Here is an 18,447-nt window from a genome sequence, read left to right as displayed (position 1 = left end):
TCTACCCCGCCCGGCTCCCGAAGCCACGCTTCGCAGCGGCCGGGACGTCACCCTCGCGTCCGACGCCCGACGCGTTCCGCGGCGCGGGTCGCAGCGCGTACCCGAGCTCGCGCACGGCCCGCACCACGGCGGCGAGATCGCCCGGCTCGAGCGCCGTGGCGTGGTCCGGTCCGCGCCGGCCGCGGTCGTCGGTGAGCCCTTTCACGACGAAGCACGCCCCGAGCGTGACCGCTCCCAATGCGAGGGCGCTGCCCGGCGAGCGATCGGTCCAGCCGACGGGACAGCCAAACCGCGTCCGTAGCGTGCCGAGGGTACGGAGATCGGCGTCTTCGCTGCGCGCACCGTCCGGGCCGGCGACGAGCACGACCGGCGGGCGCCTCGACGGAGCGCCGGCGCCCTCGCCGATGGCAGCCAGCGCCGCCGCGATCTCGCTCTCGGCTGCGCCGCCGGTGGCGAGCAGCAGTGGACGACCGAAGCCGCCGAGCGTCCGGAGCAACGGCGCGCGCCCGAGATCGCGGGACGCCACGGCGATGGCCGGCACGCCGAGCGCCGCCAGCAGCTCGGCGCGCTGTGCGTCGAAGGCGATCGAGAGGAACACGAGCCCGCGAGCCAGCGCGCGCTCGCGCAGGGGCGCATGCCATTCGGTGCGCAGCTCCGCGCGCTCGAGCTGCCGGTGCACCTCCGCGGCCACCGAGCCACCATCGGGCCCGGGCTCCAGCGGCAGCGCGGCCGCATGGAACGAGTGGAACTGCACCCCGTCGGCGCCGGCGCGTGCGGCCAGGTCGACGAGCGCGAGCGCCCGCTCGAGGCTGCCGTCGTGGTTGGAGCCGATCTCGGCAACGACGAGGGCCGGCGCGTCGGCGCCGAGCGCGCGCTCACCCAGCGCGATGCGCACGTTCCGCCCCGCCTCCCACCGTCGCCGCGAGGAGTCCCGCGACCCGCGTCACCTCCGCGTCGCCGGACACCGAGCCGGTCGGCAGGAGGACGACTTCGCTCGCGAAGCGCTCGGTCGCGGGCAGCGCCGCAGGCAGCACGTCTGCGTAGCGGCCGAGATACGGATGGCGGTGGAGCAGCATCACCAGCCGATGTCCGCCGACGCCCCAGGCCCGCAGCGGCTCGAGGACGGCCGGACGCAGCCACGCCGGAACCCGGAGCGGATACGCCGCCCACGCCGAGCGCGCGTGCGCCGGCGGCAGCACGGGCTCCGCCAGCGCCAGGCCGGCGACGACGGCGTCATAGCGCGCGGCGACCGACTCGCGCAGCGCCACGACCTCGGCGAGCCGCCCGATCTGGACGAGCCCGAGCGCGGCGTGGAGCTCCGAGAGCTGGTGCTCGCCACGCTCGTCGCGCAGGCGGCGCACGCGGTCCGCCAGCAGGTCGTCGTCGGTCACGAGCACGGCGCCCTGCGCCGGCGCGGCGCGCACGGCGGGAATGCCGAGCACGGCGATGGTCGCGGGGTTGGGCGATCCGACGGCACGGCCGTCCGGCCGCACGCCGCCGAGCGCGTCGGTCGCATCCTCCACGAGAAGTGCGTGCGGCGCCTCCGCGGCGACCGCGTCGACGTCGCAGGGATGACCGGCGAAGCACGACGGCACGAGCACCGCGGGCTCGCCGTGGAGCGCGACGTGCGCGCGCACCGCGGCGGCGCCGAGGTGCCCGTGCAGGTCGATGTCGACGAAGCGCGGCTGGAGCCCGCTGCCGACGGTCGCGCGCGCCACCGACGGGTCGGCGAGCGACGTCGTGAGGACGGTCGCACCGATCGGCACGCCGGCGGCCCGAAAGGCGATCTGAAAACCCATGGCCGGGCTCGCGACCGCGATCACGTGGCGAGCGCTGGTCCGCTCGGCAATCGCCGCCTCGAACGCCGCCGCGCGGGTCGACGTGGCGTCGCGCCAGCGGTCGAGGTCGAGCTGCAGCTCGTGCCCGAGGCCCGCGTGCTTCATCGCGGGGCGACCGTTGCAAGTCATGCCAGGGCGCCGTCGCCCCGGCGCCGGACGGCGCGTACGGCCCACGCGGGTACGCCGGCGCGGAGATTTGGCCCCGGCGCCAAGCGCTTGACCCGCGGCGGCGATCAGGCGCGCTGATCGGCCGTGCGGGGAACGCTCGCCGGTCGATAGGCCGCGAGCGCGCGGCGGCCCGCGGCCAGCGTCGCGAGGCGCCCCGCGACGGCGTCGCGGCGCGCCGCGGTCGCGGCGGCGAGCGCGGCGTTGAGCTCGGCGGCGCGCGCGGCGATCGCGGCCGATTCGCGCCACAGCGCGGTGACCGGCGGCGGCGCCACGCGTGCGGCCAGGCGCTCGGGCCCGAGCTTCGCCGTCACCTCACGCAGCGTCGCGAGCGCCGCATCGGCCGCCACACCAGCGGCGGTGAGGCCGGCGACCGCGAGCGGACCCTCGTCCGACACCAGGGCGAGCATCGCCTCGTAGGCGGCGACGAGCGCGCGATAGCGACGCGCTTCCTCTTCGCTCGCCGCCTGCAGCTCCACCGTCGTCACGTCTTTCCTCCCGCGAACGGGCGCGCGAGGACGGCGCGATACGCGTCGACGATCGGCGCATAGGCGCGCAGCACCTCGTCGACGTGGCGCGCGCTCTGCTCGACGTTGGCGGCCGTCAGGTGCTCCAGCATGAACGCGTACAGGCGCGCCAGGTTGGTGGCGATCTCGCCTCCGGCGGCATGGTCGAGCGTCTGCAGGAGCTCGGCAATGACGTCCTGGGCGCGGCGCCGCTCGTGCGCGAAGCGCGCGAGATCGCCGGCGTCGAGCGCGGCACGGGCGCGGCCGAGGGACGTCTGCCCGCCTTCGAGCACCAGCAGCAGCAGTCGGCCGCGATCGACCGACGTGATCTGTGCGTGGGCGTAGCGTCGCGCGTACTCGGCGGGGAACATGGCGGTCACGACGCCGAGCCGGCCTGGGTGGCCCCGGTGAGCGCGTCGAGCGCGCTCGACTGCCGCGCCAGATCCGCGAGCAGCGTCTCCAGAGCGTCGAACTGCCGGCGCAGCGACGCCTCGACGCCCTGGAGCTGGCGCTCGCCGGCGGCGATCGACGCTTCGAGGGCCTGCGACTGGCGCGCGAGCGCGTCGGCGTGGAGCGGCAGCACCCCGCCCGTCTGCGTGAGTCCGTCGATGAGCGTCGTCGTGCAGGCGGACGCACCCGAGACCACCTCGGCCACGCCGTCGGGATCGGCGGTGAGCGCCGCTCGCAGACGCGTCTCGTCGAGCGTCAGCGTGCCGTCGCGTGCGGTCGTGACGCCGAGGCCCGAGAGGTTGACGAACGCTCCGGTCGTCCCCGAGACGGCGCTCGTGATCGCCTGCTGCAGCCCGCGCACGACGCGGTCCGCGGTCGCATCGGCGGCGAGGCTTCCGATCGTGAGACCGGCGTCGGCGTCGGTCGAGACGGCGGACTCGCCGGCGATGAACGTGCGGAGGTCGTTGTACGTCGAGACGAGCGTCTGCACGCGCGCGACGACGGCATCCGCGTCGTCCGCGACCGTGACGACGGCCGTCCCCGGACCCCGCACGACCAGGGTCACGCCTGGAAGGACGTCGTCGACGGTGTTGGTGGAACGCTGGTACGTCGTGCCGAGCTCGTCGACCGTGAAGACCGCGTCGTCGCCCGCCTGCGCGGTCGTGATCCCGATGGCGGTGTCGTCCTGCAGGATCGTGATCGTCTGATCCGATCCCGTCGCGGTGGTCGCGATGCGCAGCGTGTAGGACGGCGAGCTCGCGGTTCCGAGGTTCACGGCGGACGCGGTGACGCCGGCCGCGAGGCCACCAATCGCCGCCACGAGGTCGTCGAGCGTCGTGGTCGGCGACACCGCCACCGACTGCACGGGTCCGGTGCCCACCTGGAAGCGCAGGACGCCGTCGACGGTGGAGATGGGTCCGGTCGTGCCGGCGAGCAGCACCGAGGAGGTCGCAACCGACGGCCGGGCCGGATGCAAGACCGAGATCGTATACGTTCCCGGCGTGGCACCGGTGCCGGCCGAGACGCCGAGCACGGCGGCGTCGGTGGACGTCGCCTGACGGACGAGGACTCCGCCCGGCGAGCCGAGCGGCGCCACGGCGGCGCGCAGGCTCGCGAGCTTCGTCCCGATCGTCCCGACGGCGTCGCGGGTCTTGGTGAGGTCGGCGAGCCGCTGCTCCAGGAGCGCGACCGGACGGCGCTCGAGCCCCATCAGCTGCTCGATGATCGCCTCGCTGTCGAGTCCCGACGCCAGGCCGCCGAACGAGATTCCCGCCATGCTGGTCCGCCTTCGCGCCGGATCGTGCAAGTTCCAGGCCCCGGCACGAGGCCCGGGAGGGCTACTTCAGCAGCTCGAGCACCAGCTTCGCCTGCTGGTTCGCTTGTGCCAGGACGGCAACTCCTGCCGACTGCAGGATCTGGGCGCGCGTCAGGGCCGCCGTCTCGGCGGCGACGTCGGCGTCGCGGATGCGGCTTTCCGCCTGGGCATAGCTCTCCTGCGCCACGCGCAGGGTCGAGACGGCGGAGAGGAGCCGGCTCTCGCCCGCGCCCAGCGTCGCGCGGCCGCTCGCCACGCTCTGGATCGCGGTCGTGAGCGCGCCCAGGGCGGTCTGCGCGTTGGCCGCCGTGTCGACCGAGAGCGTCGCGCCGCCGAACAGTGTGGCGGTGGTCGCGTTCACGGTCGAGACGTCGATGCGCGAGCTGGCGGTGCCGTCGAGCCCGACCTGGATCGAGACGGTGCCGACGCCGCCGGCCACGACGACGCCGTTGAACGTGGTCGTGGTCGCGATGCGGTCGATCTCCTGCACGAGCTGGCCGAACTCGAGCTGCAGCGAGGCGCGCTCGGGATCGGTGAGCGTGCCCGACGCGGACTGCGAAGCCAGCTCGGAGAGCCGCGTGAGGATGTCGGAGACTTGTCCGAGCGCCTGGTCGCCCAGCGAGAGCAGCGAGATGCCGTCGTTGGCGTTGCGGATCGCCTGGGCGGCGACGCGCTGGTCGCGCTTCAAGCGATCCGCGATGGCGAGCCCGGCCGGGTCGTCGGAGGCGTGGTTGATCCGCAGGCCCGACGACAGTCGCTCGAACGCCGTGCGCAGCGCCTCGTCCGTCTCGGCGAGGTGGCGCTGGGCGTTGAGCGCGAGGAGGTTCGTGTTGATCGTGAACGCCATGGGAGAGCCCTCCTGTGTTATCGGACGAGCCCGTGAAAAACTTGAGCGCCGGCCGCGCTATCGCAGGAGCTGCAGCGCGAATGCGGGCTGCTGGTTCGCCTGGGCGAGGACGGCCGTGCCGGCGGACTGGAGGATCTGTGCGCGCGTCAAGGCCGCGGTCTCGGCGGCGATGTCGGCGTCGCGGATCCGGCTCTCGGCCTGGGCGTAGCTCTCCGCGGCGACACGCAGGGTCGAGATCGCCGTGAGGAGGCGACTCTCGCCCGCGCCGAAGCCGGCCCGCGCGCTCGCCACCGTCTGGACGGCGGTCGTGAGCACGCCGAGGGCGCTCTGCGCGCCGGCCGCGGTCGCGACCGAGAGCGTCCCGCCGAAGAGCGCGGCGGGGGTGGCATCCACCGTGCCGACGTCGACGCGCGACGCCGCCGTGCCGTCGAGGCCGACCTGGATCGAGATGGTGGTCGCGCCCGCGAGGAGCGCCACGCCGTTGAACGTGGTCGTGGTCGCGATGCGCCCGACCTCGGCCACGAGCTGCGCGAACTCGACCTGGAGATCGGCACGCTCGGTGTTCGTGAGCGTGCCCGACGCCGACTCGGAGGCCAGCTCGGAGAGGCGTGCCACGATGTCCGTGATCTGCCCGAGGGCCTGGTCACCCAGGGACAGCAGCGAGATGCCGTCGTTGGCGTTGCGGATACCCTGCGCCGCGACGCGCTGGTCGCGCTTCAGCCGGTCGGCGATGGCGAGGCCGGCCGGATCGTCGGAGGCATGGTTGATGCGCAGTCCCGACGAGAGCCGCTCGAACGCCGTGCGCAGCGCTTCGTCCGTCTCGGCGAGGTGGCGCTGGGCGTTCAGCGACAGGAGGTTGGTGTTGATTCCGAATCCCACGGGTCCGAAGGCCCTATCGGCACGATCGTGATTCGGCTTGAATGCCATGCGCGATGGCACGCGGTCGGGAAGACGTCGTCGCGGCGGCGGCGCGAGCGCTCGGCTTTCCGCTCGTCGGGTGCGTCCCGATCACCCCGCTGCCGCTCGGCGACCTGCTCGAGCAGTGGCTCGCAGACGGGCGGGCGGGTGAGATGCGCTACCTCACGGCGCGCACCGACGTCCGCCTGGATCCGCGCGTGCAGTTTCCGTGGGCGCGCAGCTTCGTGTGCGTCGGTGTCCCCTACCGGCCCCCCGCCCCGCCGCGGGACGACTGGCGCACCCACCTGCGCGGCCGCATTGCGGCCTACACGGTCGGGCCCGACTACCACCGCGACGTCCGGCGGCGTCTCGATCGTTTCGCCGAGGCGCTGGCGCGCCTGTTTCCCGGCACGCGCTACCTCTCGTACGTCGACACCGGCGCGATCCTCGAGCGCGAGTGGGCACGCCGCGCCGGCATCGGATGGATCGGGAAGAACACGCTCGTGCTGCACCGCCACGCCGGCTCGTACTTCTTCCTGGGCGAGCTGGTGTCGGACCTCGAGGTCGACGCCATGCCGCTGCCGCGCGACCACTGCGGCACCTGCACCCGCTGTGTCGCCGCGTGTCCGACCGGCGCCCTCGAAAACGGCTACACGATGGAGCCGCGGCGCTGCATCTCGTACCTGACGATCGAGCACCGCTCGGCGATCCCGCACGAGCTGCGGCCGCTGCTCGAGAACTGGGTGTTCGGGTGCGACGTCTGCCAGGAGGTGTGCCCCTGGAACGGCGACGCGCGCGACGTCGCAGCCGCCGCGTGGCTCGCCCCGGCGCTCACCGAGCTGATCGCGCTCGACGCCGACGGCTTCGCCGCCCGCTTCGGCGGCACGGCGATCACTCGCACGGGCCGGCGCGGCCTGGTGCGCAACGCCGCCGTGGCGCTCGGCAACAGCGGCAATCCGGCCGCGGTGCCGGCGCTCGCCGGGGCGATTCGCGACGCGGATCCGCTCGTGCGCGGACACGTCGCATGGGCGCTCGGGCGCATCGGCGACGCGGCGGCGCGCCGCGTTCTCGACGGTGTCCGGCGCGGCGAGCCGTCGGCGGAAGCGCGGGCAGAGATCGAGGCGGCGTTGGGCGAATCGTCGCGCCAACCGGCTTGACCGCTTTGCACGGAGCGCGTAGCCAATTCGTTCATGCCGAGGCGGCGATCCCTGCTGCTCCTGCTCGTCCTCGCGGCGGGAATTCCGCGCATTGCGCTCGCGTCGCCGATGACCTGCCAGCTGCGCATCCTGCGCGGCACGGCGGCCCTACAGCAAGTCGTATTGACGGTGCTCGGGCAATGCGAAGCCAAGAAGCGCAAGGGCGCCCTGCCCCCGGACACGGTCTGTCGCACGGAGCCGAAGGTCGCGGCGGTGCTCGGGCGCGCCGCCGAGCGCCTCGGCCGCACGATCGGCAAGGCCTGCGGCGGTCCAAATCACACCTGCGGCGACGACGACGACGAGTCGCTGGCCTCGATCGGGTGGGGGATCGGTAGCTGTCCGGGTCTGATCGGGAGCAGCGATCCCGCCTGCACGACGCCGATCACGAGCTGCAGCGACATCGGGACGTGCATCGAGTGCGTGGCGTTCGGCTCGGCCGAGCGATCGCTGGCTCCCGTCTACCCGGCGTCGACGCCGGCCAAGAAGGTCGCGCGCTGCTCGCGCACGATCGGCAAGGAGACCGGGAAGCTCCTCTTCACGCGCGCAAACATCATCGCCAACTGCCTCGGCGATCGCCTGCTCGGCCACCACCACGACGACTGTCCCAACGAGGGCTCGACGAAGCTGCTGCAGCAGGCGGCCGCGCGGCGGGTCGCCGCCATCTGCAAGGCGTGCGGGGGACGCGACCACCAGTGCGACGGCGCCGACGACGTCGCGCCGCCGGACCTGGGGTTCGCCGACACCTGTCCCGGGACGAGCGTCGGCTGCCCGCCGCACGTCGATTCCATGCGCAAGCTCGTCGAGTGTCTCGACTGCTCGACGACGACGTCGTCGGATTGTGCCGACGCGGTCGCCGCGCCCGCGGCCGGGACCTATCCCGACGCCTGCCAGGCATGCTGTGGGCCACGGCGCATCGTGTTCACGACCGACCAGGGCGGCACGATCGACCTCGGACAGCCGCCCACGATCCCGCGCCTGGCCGGCGGCATCGCGATCGTGCTCGACACCGGCCCGCCCGATGCCGACTGCCGTCACACCCTGACCGTTCCGGCCGATGGCTTCTCGGCCAATCCGTTCTGCGTGGGATCGCTCACCGCGACGGCGCAGCTCACGGCGACCGGATGCGCCACGGGCGACGGCCTCGGCGTCGGCACGTTCTGGGACGGCAAGGGCACGACCGCCGATCCCAACATCACGAAGGCGGCCGACACGAGCGACGGCGTGTGCGCGCCGACGGGCCTCGTGTGCAGCACTGCCGCCGGCGGCGCCGGGGCAGATACGCTCGGCGCCATCACGACGACCTTCGGCGGCGGCACCAACGTGCCGCAGGGCCTGCACTTCCAGTTCGAGATGCCGGGCGTCCTGCAGATCTGGCAGGCGGCAGACGCCACCTGCCCCGATCACGACGGCACGCTCAATCCCGGCGCGGACACGGTCCTCGCCGAGATCCATTCGGCCTTCAGCCTCACGACCGGCACGGGACGCGCGAGATTCACGGATGCGAACGCCGACGGGTGCAGCATCGCCGGGTCGCAGCCGAACAACGCGTCGATCGCGGGGCGGCCCGCGTCGGGCGCGTGCTGCGAAGTCGGCCGGAAGATGATCCTCGTCAGCGCGGGCGCGGTCTTCTCGGGCGGGCCGCCGTACAACGACGTGCTCTTCCGCATGACGCTGCCCGGTACGATCACGGCGTGCGAGCCGCTGCAGGCGCCGAGCACGTGCACGCTGCCGACGGACGTCTGTCGAGGGTATTAGTTTCGCCCCGAGACTTCGTCTCGGGGCGAAGCGCGTAGGTTGGGGCGTGGGTGGTACGCGCGACCGGCGTGCGGCGGCCGGCAAAGCCGGCGCCGCATACGAGGAACGCACCTCGGGTCGACTGGCCACGCGGCGACTCCAGGGGATGCCCAACCCTACGACGATGTCGCGCGTACCTCGCGTGCCGCGCCAGCTTCGCTGGCCGCGGCATGCTGCTCGCGCGTATCACCCACGCGCCACTCTCGGCTCCGACCCAAGACGGAGTCTTGGGTCGGCTATGTTAGGGGCTTGCCGCTTTCGGGGTCGACGCCTAGGGCCTCGAGAAGGCGGGTGCGGACTTCGCACGCGGCCTTCAGGCGGTCGGCGGGGTCGGCGCCGAGGGGGATGCGGCCGCCAGCGATCATGTCGTGGCCGCCGGCGGACTTGCTGCCGAGGACGCGCTGCAGAAGATCGCCGGCGTTGGTGTCGCGGTCGGTCGTGCGCACGGAGCAGTAGAGGCACCCGTTGTAGGCGCCGATGGCGGCCGACCACTCCGCTTCGTCGAGGCGGAGGAGAAAGTCGGCGACCTCGGCGACCATGTCCGGGTACTGCACGTCGCCCAGGAGCGAGACCACGACCTTGTGGTCGTAGAGCGCGGCGCGATCGATCGCTTCGCGGAAGACGCGGAAATACTCGCGCGGGACGCGCGCGTTCTCGATCTTCGCGAGCCGCCGTTTGTTCGTGTAGGGGTACAGGAAGTGGCTGGCCTCGATGTCGGCCGCCGTCGCCTCGCGGCCGAGATCCTGCGTCTCGGAGTTGATGCCGTAGAAGAGCGCGGTCGCGATCTTCGGCTCGATCTCGAGCCGCGACTCGCGCAGGTACTCGGTGAGGATGGTCGAGGTGGCACCGTACTCGTCGCGCAGATCCAGGAACGAGACCCCGGGATACTCGGCATAGGCCGGATGATGGTCGATCACGGCGGTGGGGACGACGCCTTCGGGCAGGGAGTTGTTCGGCCGCCCCGGCTGGGTGTCGACCAGGGCCACCTGGACGTCGGCGTCGAAGCGCACCTCGCTCACCGGGGCGAGCTTGATGTTGAGGTACGTCCGCATGGCGCGGTTCTCGGCCCGTCCCACGATGCCGCCCAGGGCGATGTAGGCGTCCTTACGGAGCTGGTGACCGACGATGTACTTGAGCGCCACGGCGCTCGCCATGGCGTCGGGGTCGGGATTGTCGTGCGGGACGATCACCAGGGGACCGGGACGGTCCAGCACACGGAGAAGGTCCGCGAGCATCCCGCGCGTCGGAGCGCTGCTCATCGGGGTCGGGGCGGGATTATTGCCCGGGCCGCCCGCCGGTGTCCATCATCGCGACCCCGACGTGGGTGCGCAACCCATTGCGCACGGCGCTCGGCGATGCGGCCACCCCCGGCCACCCGCGCGTCACCAGCCATCCGCGATGGTTGTAGACCGGGTCGGGGCGCGCCGGCAATGGCCCGCTCACGACCTCGCTACGTCCTGGCACGTCTGATAGCGTCCGCCCGATGGCGGAGATGACGCAGCCGGAACGATTCTTCCTCGATCGCTTCGACTTGACGGGCAGCGCGCTCGGGCGCGTCCTCGGAACCGCCGTCGCGACGCGTGCCGACCATGCCGACCTCTTCTTCGAGCATCGCGTCGTCCAGACGGCGTCGCTCGAAGACGGCGTCGTGAAGAAGGCGACGCGGAGCCTGCGGCACGGCGTCGGCGTCCGCGTGCTCGCCGGCGCGCGCCAGGGCTATGCCTACACGGACGACGTGTCCCTCGAGCGCCTGGAGCTCGCGGCGCGGACGGCGCGCTACATCGCCGAGCAGCGCGGGGACGGCGCGGTGCCGGTGCGCGCGTCCGACGGAGGCCCGCACGATCTCTACGCCGTGACGCCGGCGCCGGTCGAGACGCCGGTCGCCGACCTCGCCGCCCTGCTCTCGCGGCTGGATGGCGTCGCCCGCGGCGTCGATCCGCACATCACGAACGTGCTCGCGTCGGCGGCCGTCGAGCACCGCATCGTCCTGGTCGCGACGCCCGACGGGCGGCTCGTCGGCGACGTGCGCCCGCTCGTGCACCTCTCGGTGTCGTGCATCGCCGAGCGCGGCGGCGTACGCCAGCAGGGCTCGCACGGCGGCGGCGGGCGCTTTTCGTTCAGCGAGCTCGGCGCCCGCGCCGACGCGTTCGCGCGGGAGGCCGCGCGCCAGGCGATCCTGAACCTCGACGCGGTGCCGGCGCCCGCGGGCACGATGACCGTCGTGCTCGGCCCCGGATGGCCGGGCATCCTCCTGCACGAGGCGATCGGGCACGGCCTGGAGGGCGACTTCAACCGCAAGGGGACGTCGGCGTTCTCGGGACGCATCGGATCGCGCGTGGCCTCCGAGCTGTGCACCGTCGTCGACGACGGCACGATCCCCTGGCGGCGTGGCTCGCTCAACGTCGACGACGAGGGCACGCCGACGCAGCGGACGGTCCTCATCGAGAACGGCATCCTGCGCGGCTACCTGCAGGACAAGCAGAACGCGTCCTTGATGGGCATGCCGCTCACCGGCAACGGGCGGCGCGAGAGCTTCGCGCACCTACCCATGCCGCGCATGACGAACACGTTCATGCTGGCCGGTGAGGACGCGCCCGAGGACATCATCCGCTCGGTCGACCGCGGGCTCTACGCGGTCTCGTTCGGCGGCGGCAGCGTCGACATCACGAGCGGCAAATTCGTATTCTCGGCGAGCGAAGCCTACGAGATCGAGGGCGGCAAGGTCGGACGGCCCGTGAAGGGCGCGACGCTCGTCGGCAACGGCCCCGACGTGCTCACGCGCATCACGCGCGTCGGCCACGACCTCGCGCTCGACGACGGCGTCGGCACCTGCGGCAAGGACGGTCAGTCCGTGCCGGTCGGCGTCGGGCTTCCGACCGTCCGCATCGACGGCATCACCGTCGGCGGCACGCAGGCCTAGCGGACGATGGATCTCCGGGACGTGGCAGAGGCGCTCGTCGAGCGCGCCCGATCGGCCGGCGCCGACATGGCCGATGCGGTCGTCGGCGAGAGCGACGGGCTCGAGGTGGGGATCCGCCTCGGCGAGATCGAGAAGCTGAAGCGTGCGCGCGAGCGGCGTGCCGGGCTGCGCGTCTTCGTCGGCGGTGCGACCGCGATCGCGTCGAGCGGCGACCTCACGGCCGGGGGACTCGCGTCGCTGGTCGACGACGCCATCGCGCTCGCGCGCGTCACGGCGCCCGATCCGCACGGCGGTCTTCCCGACGCCGCGGACCTCGCGACCGCCCCGCCCGACCTCGCCCTCCACGATTCCGCGCTCGAAGACGTCGCGCCGGACCTCGGCTTCGCGCGCTGCCGCGCCGGCGAGGAAGCCGCCCGCGCCGCGTCGCCGGAGATCACGAACTCCGAGGGCGCCGAGTTCGGTTGCGGCGGCGGCGAGGTCGCGCTCGCGTCGAGCGCCGGCTTCGTCGGCGGCTACCGCTCGTCGTCGGCGAGCCTCTCGGTGGTGCCGGTCGCGACGCGCGACGGCCAGATGCAGCGCGACTACTGGTACACGACGAGCCGGCGCCTGGACGGGCTCGAGGACGCCGCCGGGGTCGGGCGCGAAGCGGCACGCCGCGCGCTCCGGCGGCTCGGCGCGCGCCGCGTCGCGACCGGGACGTATCCGGTCGTCTTCGATCCGGACACGGCCGCCTCGCTACTGCGCCACCTGGCGGGCGCGATCTCGGGCTCCGCGCTCTACCGCCGGGCGTCGTACCTGGTCGACAAGCTCGGCGAGCAGGTCGCGGCGCCGGCCGTGACGATCGTCGACGACCCGCTCCGCCCGGGCGGCCTCGCCTCGCGACCGTTCGACGGCGAGGGCGTCGCGTCGTCGCGACGGACGATCGTCGAGCGCGGCGTGCTGCGGAGCTACCTCCTCGACACCTACTCGGCGCGCCGCCTCGGGCTCCGCACGACGGGCCACGCCGCGCGCGCGGCCGGCGATGCGCCCGGTGTCGCGCCGACGAACTTCCATCTGGAAGCCGGCCCACACGCGCCCGAGGCCATCATCGCCTCTGTCCCGCAGGGGCTCTACGTGACGGAGCTCATCGGCTTCGGCGTCAACGCCGTCACCGGCGACTACTCGCGCGGCGCGGTCGGCCTCTGGATCGAGAACGGCGAGCTCGCCTACCCGGTCGAGGAGATCACCATCGCCGGGAACCTGCTCGACATGTTCCGCGGCATCACGATGGTCGGGAACGATCTGCGCTTCCGGACGTCGACCGCGTCGCCCACGCTCAAGATCGACCGGATGACCGTCGCGGGGACGTAGCCGCCGGACGGCTACTCGTCTTCCTCTTCCTCCTCGTCGAGGTCGTCGTCGTCGTCGTCCTCGAGGTCGAGGTCGTCGTCGTCCTCGAGGTCGTCGTCATCGTCGTCGTCGTCGAAGTCGTCGTCATCGTCGTCGTCATCGTCGTCTTCGAGGCGGAGCTCGAGGAGGCTCGGGTCGAGCTCGAGTTCGTCGTCGCGCATGGACACTCCTCCGAGTCGGGGTGGAATCACATTTGCTCCGCGCTGTCCATCCGCTCGGCCGCCTCCTCGACCTCGAAGCCGAGCGCGGCGATCATGGCGAGCGCCTCGTCCGGTCGCTGCCCCGAGGTGGTGAGATACCCCTGCACGAACACCGAGTTCGCGGCGTAGAGCGCCAGCGGCTGGGCCGCGCCCAGGCAGCGCTCGCGCCCGCCGGCGGCACGGATCTCGGCGCGCGGATTCGTCAGGCGGAACAGAGCGAGGGCGCGCAGGCACCGTCCGACTTCGGGGGGCTCGCGATCGCCGAGCGGCGTGCCGTCGATGGGGTGGAGGAAGTTGACCGGAAGCGACGTGACGCCGATGCGGCCGAGCGCTCCGGCGACGTCGACGAGATCGTCGTCGGTCTCGCCCATGCCCACGATGACGCCGGAGCACGTCGACATGCCGGCGCGCTGCACGCTCTCCACCGTCGCGACGCGGTCGTCGTAGGTGTGCGTCGTGCAGATCTCCGGGTAGAAGCGCCGGCTCGTGTTGAGGTTGTGGTTCACGAAGTCGACGCCCGCGGCGCGCAGGCGCGTCGCCGCGCGGTCGTCCATGATGCCGAGTGACACGCACAGCTCGAGCTCCGGCAGCTCGGCGCGGATCGCGCGGGCGGCGCCGGCGAAGTGGCCGATGTCGCGGTCCGAGGGACCGCGCGCGCTGGTCACCATGCAGTAGCGCCGCGCCCCGCTCGCGGCGGCCTGGCGCGCGGCGGCGACCAGCTCGGGAACCGCCTTCAGGCGGTAGCGCGCGATGTCGGACGTCGCCACGGCCGACTGCGAGCAGTAGCCACAGTCCTCGGGGCACAGCCCGCTGCGCGCGTTGTTCAGCACGCAGAGCTTCACGCGGCGATCGAAGTGTCGCACGCGAACCGCGAACGCCGCCCACAAGAGAGCCGCCAGCTCCTCGTCCGCGGCGGCCATCACGCTCCGGCCGTCGTCGGGGGCGAGCGCCCGGTCGGCCAGCGCGCGTTCGGCGAGCGGACGGAAACGATCCGCCCGCGCGAGCGCCGCGGTCACGTCGTCGGAGAGCGGCATCGGGGGCGTTCCCTAGCCCGCCGGGTGCCCCTTGGCAACCGCGCCTTGACAGAGGGGCGCACCCGCCCGAGTATGCGTACACCATACACGAACCAGGATCCGGAGCACGCATGCACGCCGAACTCCCCACCACGCCCGACGCGACCGCCCTCGAGGCGCTCCTCGCCCCGCTGCACGACGCCGCGTACACGCCCGCGCGCTGCGCGGCGCTCGCGGGCACGATCGCCGAGATCCACGCGCTCAAGCGAGCCCGCAACGCCGTCGTCCTCGCGCACAACTACCAGCGGCCCGAGATCTTCCAGGTGGCCGACTTCGTCGGCGACTCGCTCGAGCTGGCGCGCCAGGCCACGAAGGTCGACGCCGACGTCATCGTCTTCTGCGGCGTCCACTTCATGGCCGAGACGGCGAAGATCCTGAATCCCGCCAAGAAGGTCATCCTCCCGGACCTGCGTGCCGGCTGCTCGCTCGCGGACGCCGTCACCGCAGAGGCGCTCGCCGAGCGCAAGGCCGAGCTGCGGAAGGTCTACCCGGACCTCACAGTGGTCGGCTACGTCAACACGACGGCCGACGTGAAGGCCGAGTGCGACGCGTGCTGCACCAGCTCGAACGCGGTGCGCGTCGTCGAGGCGATGCCCGGCCGGCACGTCCTCTTCGTCCCGGACAAGAACCTCGCGGCCCACGTCCAGTCGCAGACCACGAAGGAAGTCATCGCGTGGGACGGGAACTGCTACGTCCACCATCAGATCACGCCCGAGCAGATCCTGGCGGTGAAGAAGGGGCTTCCCCACCTGAAGGTCCTGGCGCACCCCGAGTGCCGGCAGGACGTGCTGCAGGTCGCCGACGCGGTGCTGTCGACGAGCGGCATGGTGAAGTACGCCAAGGAGAGCCCGGCGCACGACTTCCTCATCGTGACGGAATGCGGCCTCTCCGACCGCCTGATCCTCGAGGTGCCGGAGAAGAAGTTCTACAAGAGCTGCAAGCTCTGCCAGTACATGAAGATGATCACGCTCGAGGGGACGCGCGACGCGCTCCGCGACCTCGCGCCGGAGATCACGCTCGACGAGGACGTCCGGGTGCGCGCCAAGCGTGCCCTCGACCGCATGCTCGAGCTGGCGGCGTGACCGCCGCGCCCGGCGCGCGCGTCGCCGTCGACGTCGCGCTCTTCACCGTGCGCGACGACGCCCTGCACGTGCTGGTCGTGCAGACCGCCGGCGGTCCGTTCGCCGGCGCGTGGGCCCTGCCCGGCGGGCTCGTGCGCGAGAACGAGCCGCTCGACGACGCGGCCGCGCGCGAGCTTTTCGCGCGCACCGGCGTCGGCGACGCCTACCTGGAGCAGCTCTATACCTTCGGCAGCCCCGACCGCGATCCCCACGCACGCGTCGTCTCGGTCGCCTACGTCGGCCTGATCCCGCACGGCGGGCGCTTCGCCGGCACGCTCGAGCATCCGAAATACCGGCAGGTCGTGTGGTGTCCCGTCCGCCGCTCGCCGCCGCTCGCCTACGACCACGCCGAGGTCGTCCGTACCGCGGTCGCGCGGGTGCGCGCCAAGCTCGCGTATACGAACCTGGTCTACACCCTGCTCCCGCCGACGTTCACCCTCTCGGAGCTGCAGGCCGTCTACCAGGCGATCCTGGGGCGGCGCCTCGACCGCCGGAACTTCCGCAAGAAGATGCTCTCGACCGGGCTCCTGGCCGCGCTCGGCCGCGAGCGCCGCGGCGCGCACCGCCCCGCCGCCCTCTATCGCTTCCGGCGGCGGCGCCCCGCGACGGTCGCCATGCTGTGATGCGGCGCGCGGTGCGGTTGGTTTGCCCGTCCCGCCCGGCGTGAGTTAGTGTACCGCGCTCGCCATGGCGGACTCGCGCACCAAGTCGAAGCCAGCACCGCGGGTGGCGACGGCCCTCGCGACGGATACGCTCGGCACCTGGGGTGTTCCCGGCGGCGCCCTCGCGGTGGCGATCATTGGCGCCGTCCTCTCGGCGACCGGGCTCGTCGCCCCTTCGCTCGGGCTCGCAGCGCTCGTGCTCGGCCTGCTCGTGCTGCTCGCCGACCGCGGCCTGCGCGGCGCGCTCACCAAGGCGAGCGCTTCGGTCGGCCTCGTGTCGGCGATCGGCATCGGCTGGATCCTCGCGTGCTACCTGCCGTTCCACACGATCTTCTTCCCGGGCGCGGCGCTGCACGACCCCATCGTCGTGCGTGGCGCGAACGCCGCCCTCCCCGTCGTGCTCCCCACCACCGGACGGGGCGCGGTCGACCTGCTCCTCGAGGGCGAGCTGCCGCCGGGTCCGAGCGGCGGCACGGGCATCCCGGTCCAGTTCACGGTCACGGTCGAAGACGCCGCCAAGACGCCGCAGGTCCTGTCCGGCCTGTTCGAGGACACGCTCCGGACGAGCCGCCTCGGCCGGCGTGGCACGGCGACCGTCGTCCAGCCCCACCACGCGGCGCGAAGGCTGGTGTCGAATCCGGCCCGCGGCGACCTCACGGTGACGAGCGTCGTGCTCGAGCCGGCCACCGGCGCCACCGTCACGATCACGGCCTACGCGCATCACCTGCCGCCGCTGCCCGTGCTCGTCGCCCTCGGGGTCGCGCTCCTCGCCGGCGCGGTCTTCGTCGACACGCGCATCGTTCCGGACTCCGACGGCACCTTCACGCTCGCGACCGCGGGCGCCCTCGGCTCGGCCGTCGCGCTGCTGACCAGCAACACGGTGCACCCGACGCTCTCGAGCGTGATCGGGTCGATGATCTTCGGCGGGCCGCTCGGCGCGGTACTCGGCGCGCTCGTCTGGACGATCGCGCGACGGACTCTTGTCCACGCCACGCGTTGACCCGCCGCGGCGGTCGTCGCGCGTCGCGTTCATCGTCGCGGCGGCGATCGGGTTCGCCGCGCTTCTGGTCCTTTTCCTGCTCGCCGATGCGAAGGAGCTCCTGCGGACGGCGCAGAGCGTGCATCCCGCAGCGCTGGCGCTTCCGATGCTCCTGTCGGTGCTCTCGTATGGGGCGATGGCGCGCTCCTACCAGGGCATCGCCGACGCGGCGGGCGCGCGCCTGTCCTTTCGCGACTGGCTCCGCATCACGTTCGTCTCGAACACCGCCAACTACATCGTGACGAGCGCCGGCCTCTCGGGCTTCGCGGTGCGCATGCTCCTCCTGGCGCAGCAGGGCGTCACGTCGAGCCGGGCGGTGCTGATCTCGCTCGTCCAGACCTTCCTCACCAACTTCACCCTCCTCTTCTTCATCCTGGGCGGGTTCGTCTCCCTCGTCGTGCGCAAGCACCTGGGCGGCGCCTTCCTGTGGATCACGACGTTCGCCGTCGTCGCCTTCGCGGTGGTCCTCGTGTTCGTGTTCGTCCTCGCCGTCCGGCCGGCGCTCCGGCGACGAACCCTGCGGTGGGTCACGGTCACCCTCCATCGCGTGCTCCACCGCGTGGCGCGGCGCTGGACGCCGCCGCGCGAGCGGTTCGTGCAACTCCAGCGCAACCTCGACCAGGGCTTCGACTTCCTGCTGACGCGCAAGACGCGGATGGTCGCGCCGACGCTGTGGATCCTCTTCGACTGGGTGCTGACGGTGGGCGTGCTGTGGGCGGCGTTCCAGGCCGTCAACTTCCCGCTCCCGCCGCGCATCGTGATCATGGGCTTCGGCGTCGGTCTGTTCTTCTCGCTGGTTTCGTTCGTGCCGGCAGGCCTCGGCATCATGGAAGGGTCGATGACGTACGTGTTCGTGAAGTTCCTGAAGGTGCCGCTCGAATCGTCCGTGCTCGCCGTCCTGATCTTCCGCCTGACCTACCAGGTGGTGCCGCTCTTCGTGAGCCTCTTCCTCTTCCACGGCCTCGTGCGGCAGGCGTTGCGACAGGTCGCCTCCGGGTCCCGCGGTTGACACCCCGAAACCCCGTCGATATTCGT

At 72.5% G+C, this 18,447-nt stretch carries 18 protein-coding genes; 8 read left to right on the top strand and 10 right to left on the bottom strand.

Translation table 11 applies throughout. The features are described from left to right. Nucleotide 1 precedes the first annotated feature (1 nt). From VMS22_17655 to VMS22_17625, 7 genes are all read right to left on the bottom strand, one after another. Entirely contained in the window at nucleotides 2-895 is an 894-nt protein-coding gene (locus VMS22_17655) for an N-acetylneuraminate synthase family protein (GenBank protein HXJ35861.1), read from the bottom strand. Next, the gene (locus tag VMS22_17650; GenBank protein HXJ35860.1) at nucleotides 876-1,943 is read right to left on the bottom strand and encodes a DegT/DnrJ/EryC1/StrS family aminotransferase; all 1,068 of its coding nucleotides are present in this window, start codon (nucleotides 1,941-1,943) and stop codon (nucleotides 876-878) included. The genes VMS22_17655 and VMS22_17650 overlap by 20 nt, the downstream gene beginning before the upstream one ends. 128 nt (nucleotides 1,944-2,071) lie before the next feature. Continuing rightward, nucleotides 2,072-2,491, bottom strand: coding sequence for a hypothetical protein (locus tag VMS22_17645; protein ID HXJ35859.1), 420 nt, complete (start codon nucleotides 2,489-2,491; stop codon nucleotides 2,072-2,074). Next, nucleotides 2,488-2,880 (bottom strand): flagellar export chaperone FliS, encoded by a 393-nt coding sequence (gene fliS / locus VMS22_17640; protein HXJ35858.1) that lies wholly within the window; start codon nucleotides 2,878-2,880, stop codon nucleotides 2,488-2,490. The genes VMS22_17645 and fliS overlap by 4 nt, the downstream gene beginning before the upstream one ends. Nucleotides 2,881-2,885: 5 nt before the next feature. After that, nucleotides 2,886-4,235, bottom strand: coding sequence for a flagellar filament capping protein FliD (gene fliD / locus VMS22_17635; GenBank protein HXJ35857.1), 1,350 nt, complete (start codon nucleotides 4,233-4,235; stop codon nucleotides 2,886-2,888). Nucleotides 4,236-4,296: 61 nt separating this feature from the next. Continuing rightward, nucleotides 4,297-5,121 (bottom strand): flagellin, encoded by an 825-nt coding sequence (locus VMS22_17630; GenBank protein HXJ35856.1) that lies wholly within the window; start codon nucleotides 5,119-5,121, stop codon nucleotides 4,297-4,299. 57 nt (nucleotides 5,122-5,178) lie between these two features. Beyond that, nucleotides 5,179-6,000, bottom strand: coding sequence for a flagellin (locus tag VMS22_17625; protein ID HXJ35855.1), 822 nt, complete (start codon nucleotides 5,998-6,000; stop codon nucleotides 5,179-5,181). A 53-nt stretch (nucleotides 6,001-6,053) separates the two neighbouring features. Here VMS22_17625 and queG point away from each other — a divergent pair, with 53 nt between their 5' ends. After that, entirely contained in the window at nucleotides 6,054-7,175 is a 1,122-nt protein-coding gene (gene queG / locus VMS22_17620) for a tRNA epoxyqueuosine(34) reductase QueG (GenBank protein ID HXJ35854.1), read from the top strand. A gap of 33 nt (nucleotides 7,176-7,208) precedes the next feature. After that, nucleotides 7,209-8,969 carry a hypothetical protein gene (locus VMS22_17615; protein ID HXJ35853.1) on the top strand — a complete coding sequence of 587 codons (1,761 nt, stop codon included), beginning with the start codon at nucleotides 7,209-7,211 and terminating at the stop codon, nucleotides 8,967-8,969. A gap of 275 nt (nucleotides 8,970-9,244) precedes the next feature. On the opposite strand, the gene VMS22_17610 is transcribed toward VMS22_17615, so the two are convergent. Continuing rightward, a complete protein-coding gene (locus VMS22_17610) occupies nucleotides 9,245-10,267 on the bottom strand; it encodes a DHHA1 domain-containing protein (protein HXJ35852.1) in 1,023 nt (340 codons plus the stop codon). A gap of 233 nt (nucleotides 10,268-10,500) precedes the next feature. On the opposite strand from VMS22_17610, the gene tldD reads away from it, so the two are divergent. After that, nucleotides 10,501-11,928 carry a metalloprotease TldD gene (tldD, locus tag VMS22_17605; GenBank protein ID HXJ35851.1) on the top strand — a complete coding sequence of 476 codons (1,428 nt, stop codon included), beginning with the start codon at nucleotides 10,501-10,503 and terminating at the stop codon, nucleotides 11,926-11,928. A gap of 6 nt (nucleotides 11,929-11,934) precedes the next feature. After that, the gene (locus VMS22_17600) at nucleotides 11,935-13,278 is read left to right on the top strand and encodes a metallopeptidase TldD-related protein (protein HXJ35850.1); all 1,344 of its coding nucleotides are present in this window, start codon (nucleotides 11,935-11,937) and stop codon (nucleotides 13,276-13,278) included. A gap of 11 nt (nucleotides 13,279-13,289) precedes the next feature. On the opposite strand, the gene VMS22_17595 is transcribed toward VMS22_17600, so the two are convergent. Continuing rightward, complete coding sequence (locus VMS22_17595; protein ID HXJ35849.1) at nucleotides 13,290-13,484, bottom strand: hypothetical protein; 195 nt, start codon at nucleotides 13,482-13,484, stop codon at nucleotides 13,290-13,292. A gap of 20 nt (nucleotides 13,485-13,504) precedes the next feature. Then, a complete protein-coding gene (gene bioB / locus VMS22_17590) occupies nucleotides 13,505-14,551 on the bottom strand; it encodes a biotin synthase BioB (protein ID HXJ35848.1) in 1,047 nt (348 codons plus the stop codon). Nucleotides 14,552-14,661: 110 nt separating this feature from the next. Here bioB and nadA point away from each other — a divergent pair, with 110 nt between their 5' ends. The 4 genes from nadA to VMS22_17570 all read left to right on the top strand — a co-directional run bounded on the left by nadA (nucleotide 14,662) and on the right by VMS22_17570 (nucleotide 18,421). Beyond that, entirely contained in the window at nucleotides 14,662-15,672 is a 1,011-nt protein-coding gene (gene nadA / locus VMS22_17585) for a quinolinate synthase NadA (protein ID HXJ35847.1), read from the top strand. Continuing rightward, on the top strand, nucleotides 15,669-16,334 hold the full coding sequence (locus tag VMS22_17580; GenBank protein ID HXJ35846.1) for an NUDIX domain-containing protein: 666 nt from the start codon (nucleotides 15,669-15,671) through the stop codon (nucleotides 16,332-16,334). Before nadA ends, VMS22_17580 begins: the two co-directional genes overlap by 4 nt. Nucleotides 16,335-16,398: 64 nt before the next feature. After that, the gene (locus VMS22_17575; protein ID HXJ35845.1) at nucleotides 16,399-17,373 is read left to right on the top strand and encodes a hypothetical protein; all 975 of its coding nucleotides are present in this window, start codon (nucleotides 16,399-16,401) and stop codon (nucleotides 17,371-17,373) included. Beyond that, nucleotides 17,354-18,421: a lysylphosphatidylglycerol synthase transmembrane domain-containing protein gene (locus VMS22_17570; GenBank protein HXJ35844.1), complete on the top strand. Its 1,068-nt coding sequence runs from the start codon at nucleotides 17,354-17,356 to the stop codon at nucleotides 18,419-18,421. The genes VMS22_17575 and VMS22_17570 overlap by 20 nt, the downstream gene beginning before the upstream one ends. Nucleotides 18,422-18,447: the final 26 nt, after the last annotated feature.

The organism is Candidatus Eisenbacteria bacterium, assembly GCA_035577985.1.
Taxonomy (GTDB): Bacteria; Desulfobacterota; Binatia; order DP-6; family DP-6; genus DATJZY01.
This window is presented reverse-complemented; position numbering and strand designations above follow the sequence as displayed.

What these genes read in the sequence shown, in the direction of transcription:
- VMS22_17650 (HXJ35860.1), bottom strand. Translation starts at nt 1,943, where the DNA reads ATGAAGCACGCGGGCCTCGGGCACGAGCTGCAGCTCGACCTCGACCGC.
- fliS (HXJ35858.1), bottom strand. Translation starts at nt 2,880, where the DNA reads ATGTTCCCCGCCGAGTACGCGCGACGCTACGCCCACGCACAGATCACG.
- fliD (HXJ35857.1), bottom strand. Translation starts at nt 4,235, where the DNA reads ATGGCGGGAATCTCGTTCGGCGGCCTGGCGTCGGGACTCGACAGCGAG.
- VMS22_17630 (HXJ35856.1), bottom strand. Translation starts at nt 5,121, where the DNA reads ATGGCGTTCACGATCAACACGAACCTCCTCGCGCTCAACGCCCAGCGC.
- queG (HXJ35854.1), top strand. Translation starts at nt 6,054, where the DNA reads ATGGCACGCGGTCGGGAAGACGTCGTCGCGGCGGCGGCGCGAGCGCTC.
- VMS22_17615 (HXJ35853.1), top strand. Translation starts at nt 7,209, where the DNA reads ATGCCGAGGCGGCGATCCCTGCTGCTCCTGCTCGTCCTCGCGGCGGGA.
- VMS22_17610 (HXJ35852.1), bottom strand. Translation starts at nt 10,267, where the DNA reads ATGAGCAGCGCTCCGACGCGCGGGATGCTCGCGGACCTTCTCCGTGTG.
- tldD (HXJ35851.1), top strand. Translation starts at nt 10,501, where the DNA reads ATGACGCAGCCGGAACGATTCTTCCTCGATCGCTTCGACTTGACGGGC.
- VMS22_17600 (HXJ35850.1), top strand. Translation starts at nt 11,935, where the DNA reads ATGGATCTCCGGGACGTGGCAGAGGCGCTCGTCGAGCGCGCCCGATCG.
- bioB (HXJ35848.1), bottom strand. Translation starts at nt 14,551, where the DNA reads ATGCCGCTCTCCGACGACGTGACCGCGGCGCTCGCGCGGGCGGATCGT.
- nadA (HXJ35847.1), top strand. Translation starts at nt 14,662, where the DNA reads ATGCACGCCGAACTCCCCACCACGCCCGACGCGACCGCCCTCGAGGCG.
- VMS22_17575 (HXJ35845.1), top strand. Translation starts at nt 16,399, where the DNA reads ATGGCGGACTCGCGCACCAAGTCGAAGCCAGCACCGCGGGTGGCGACG.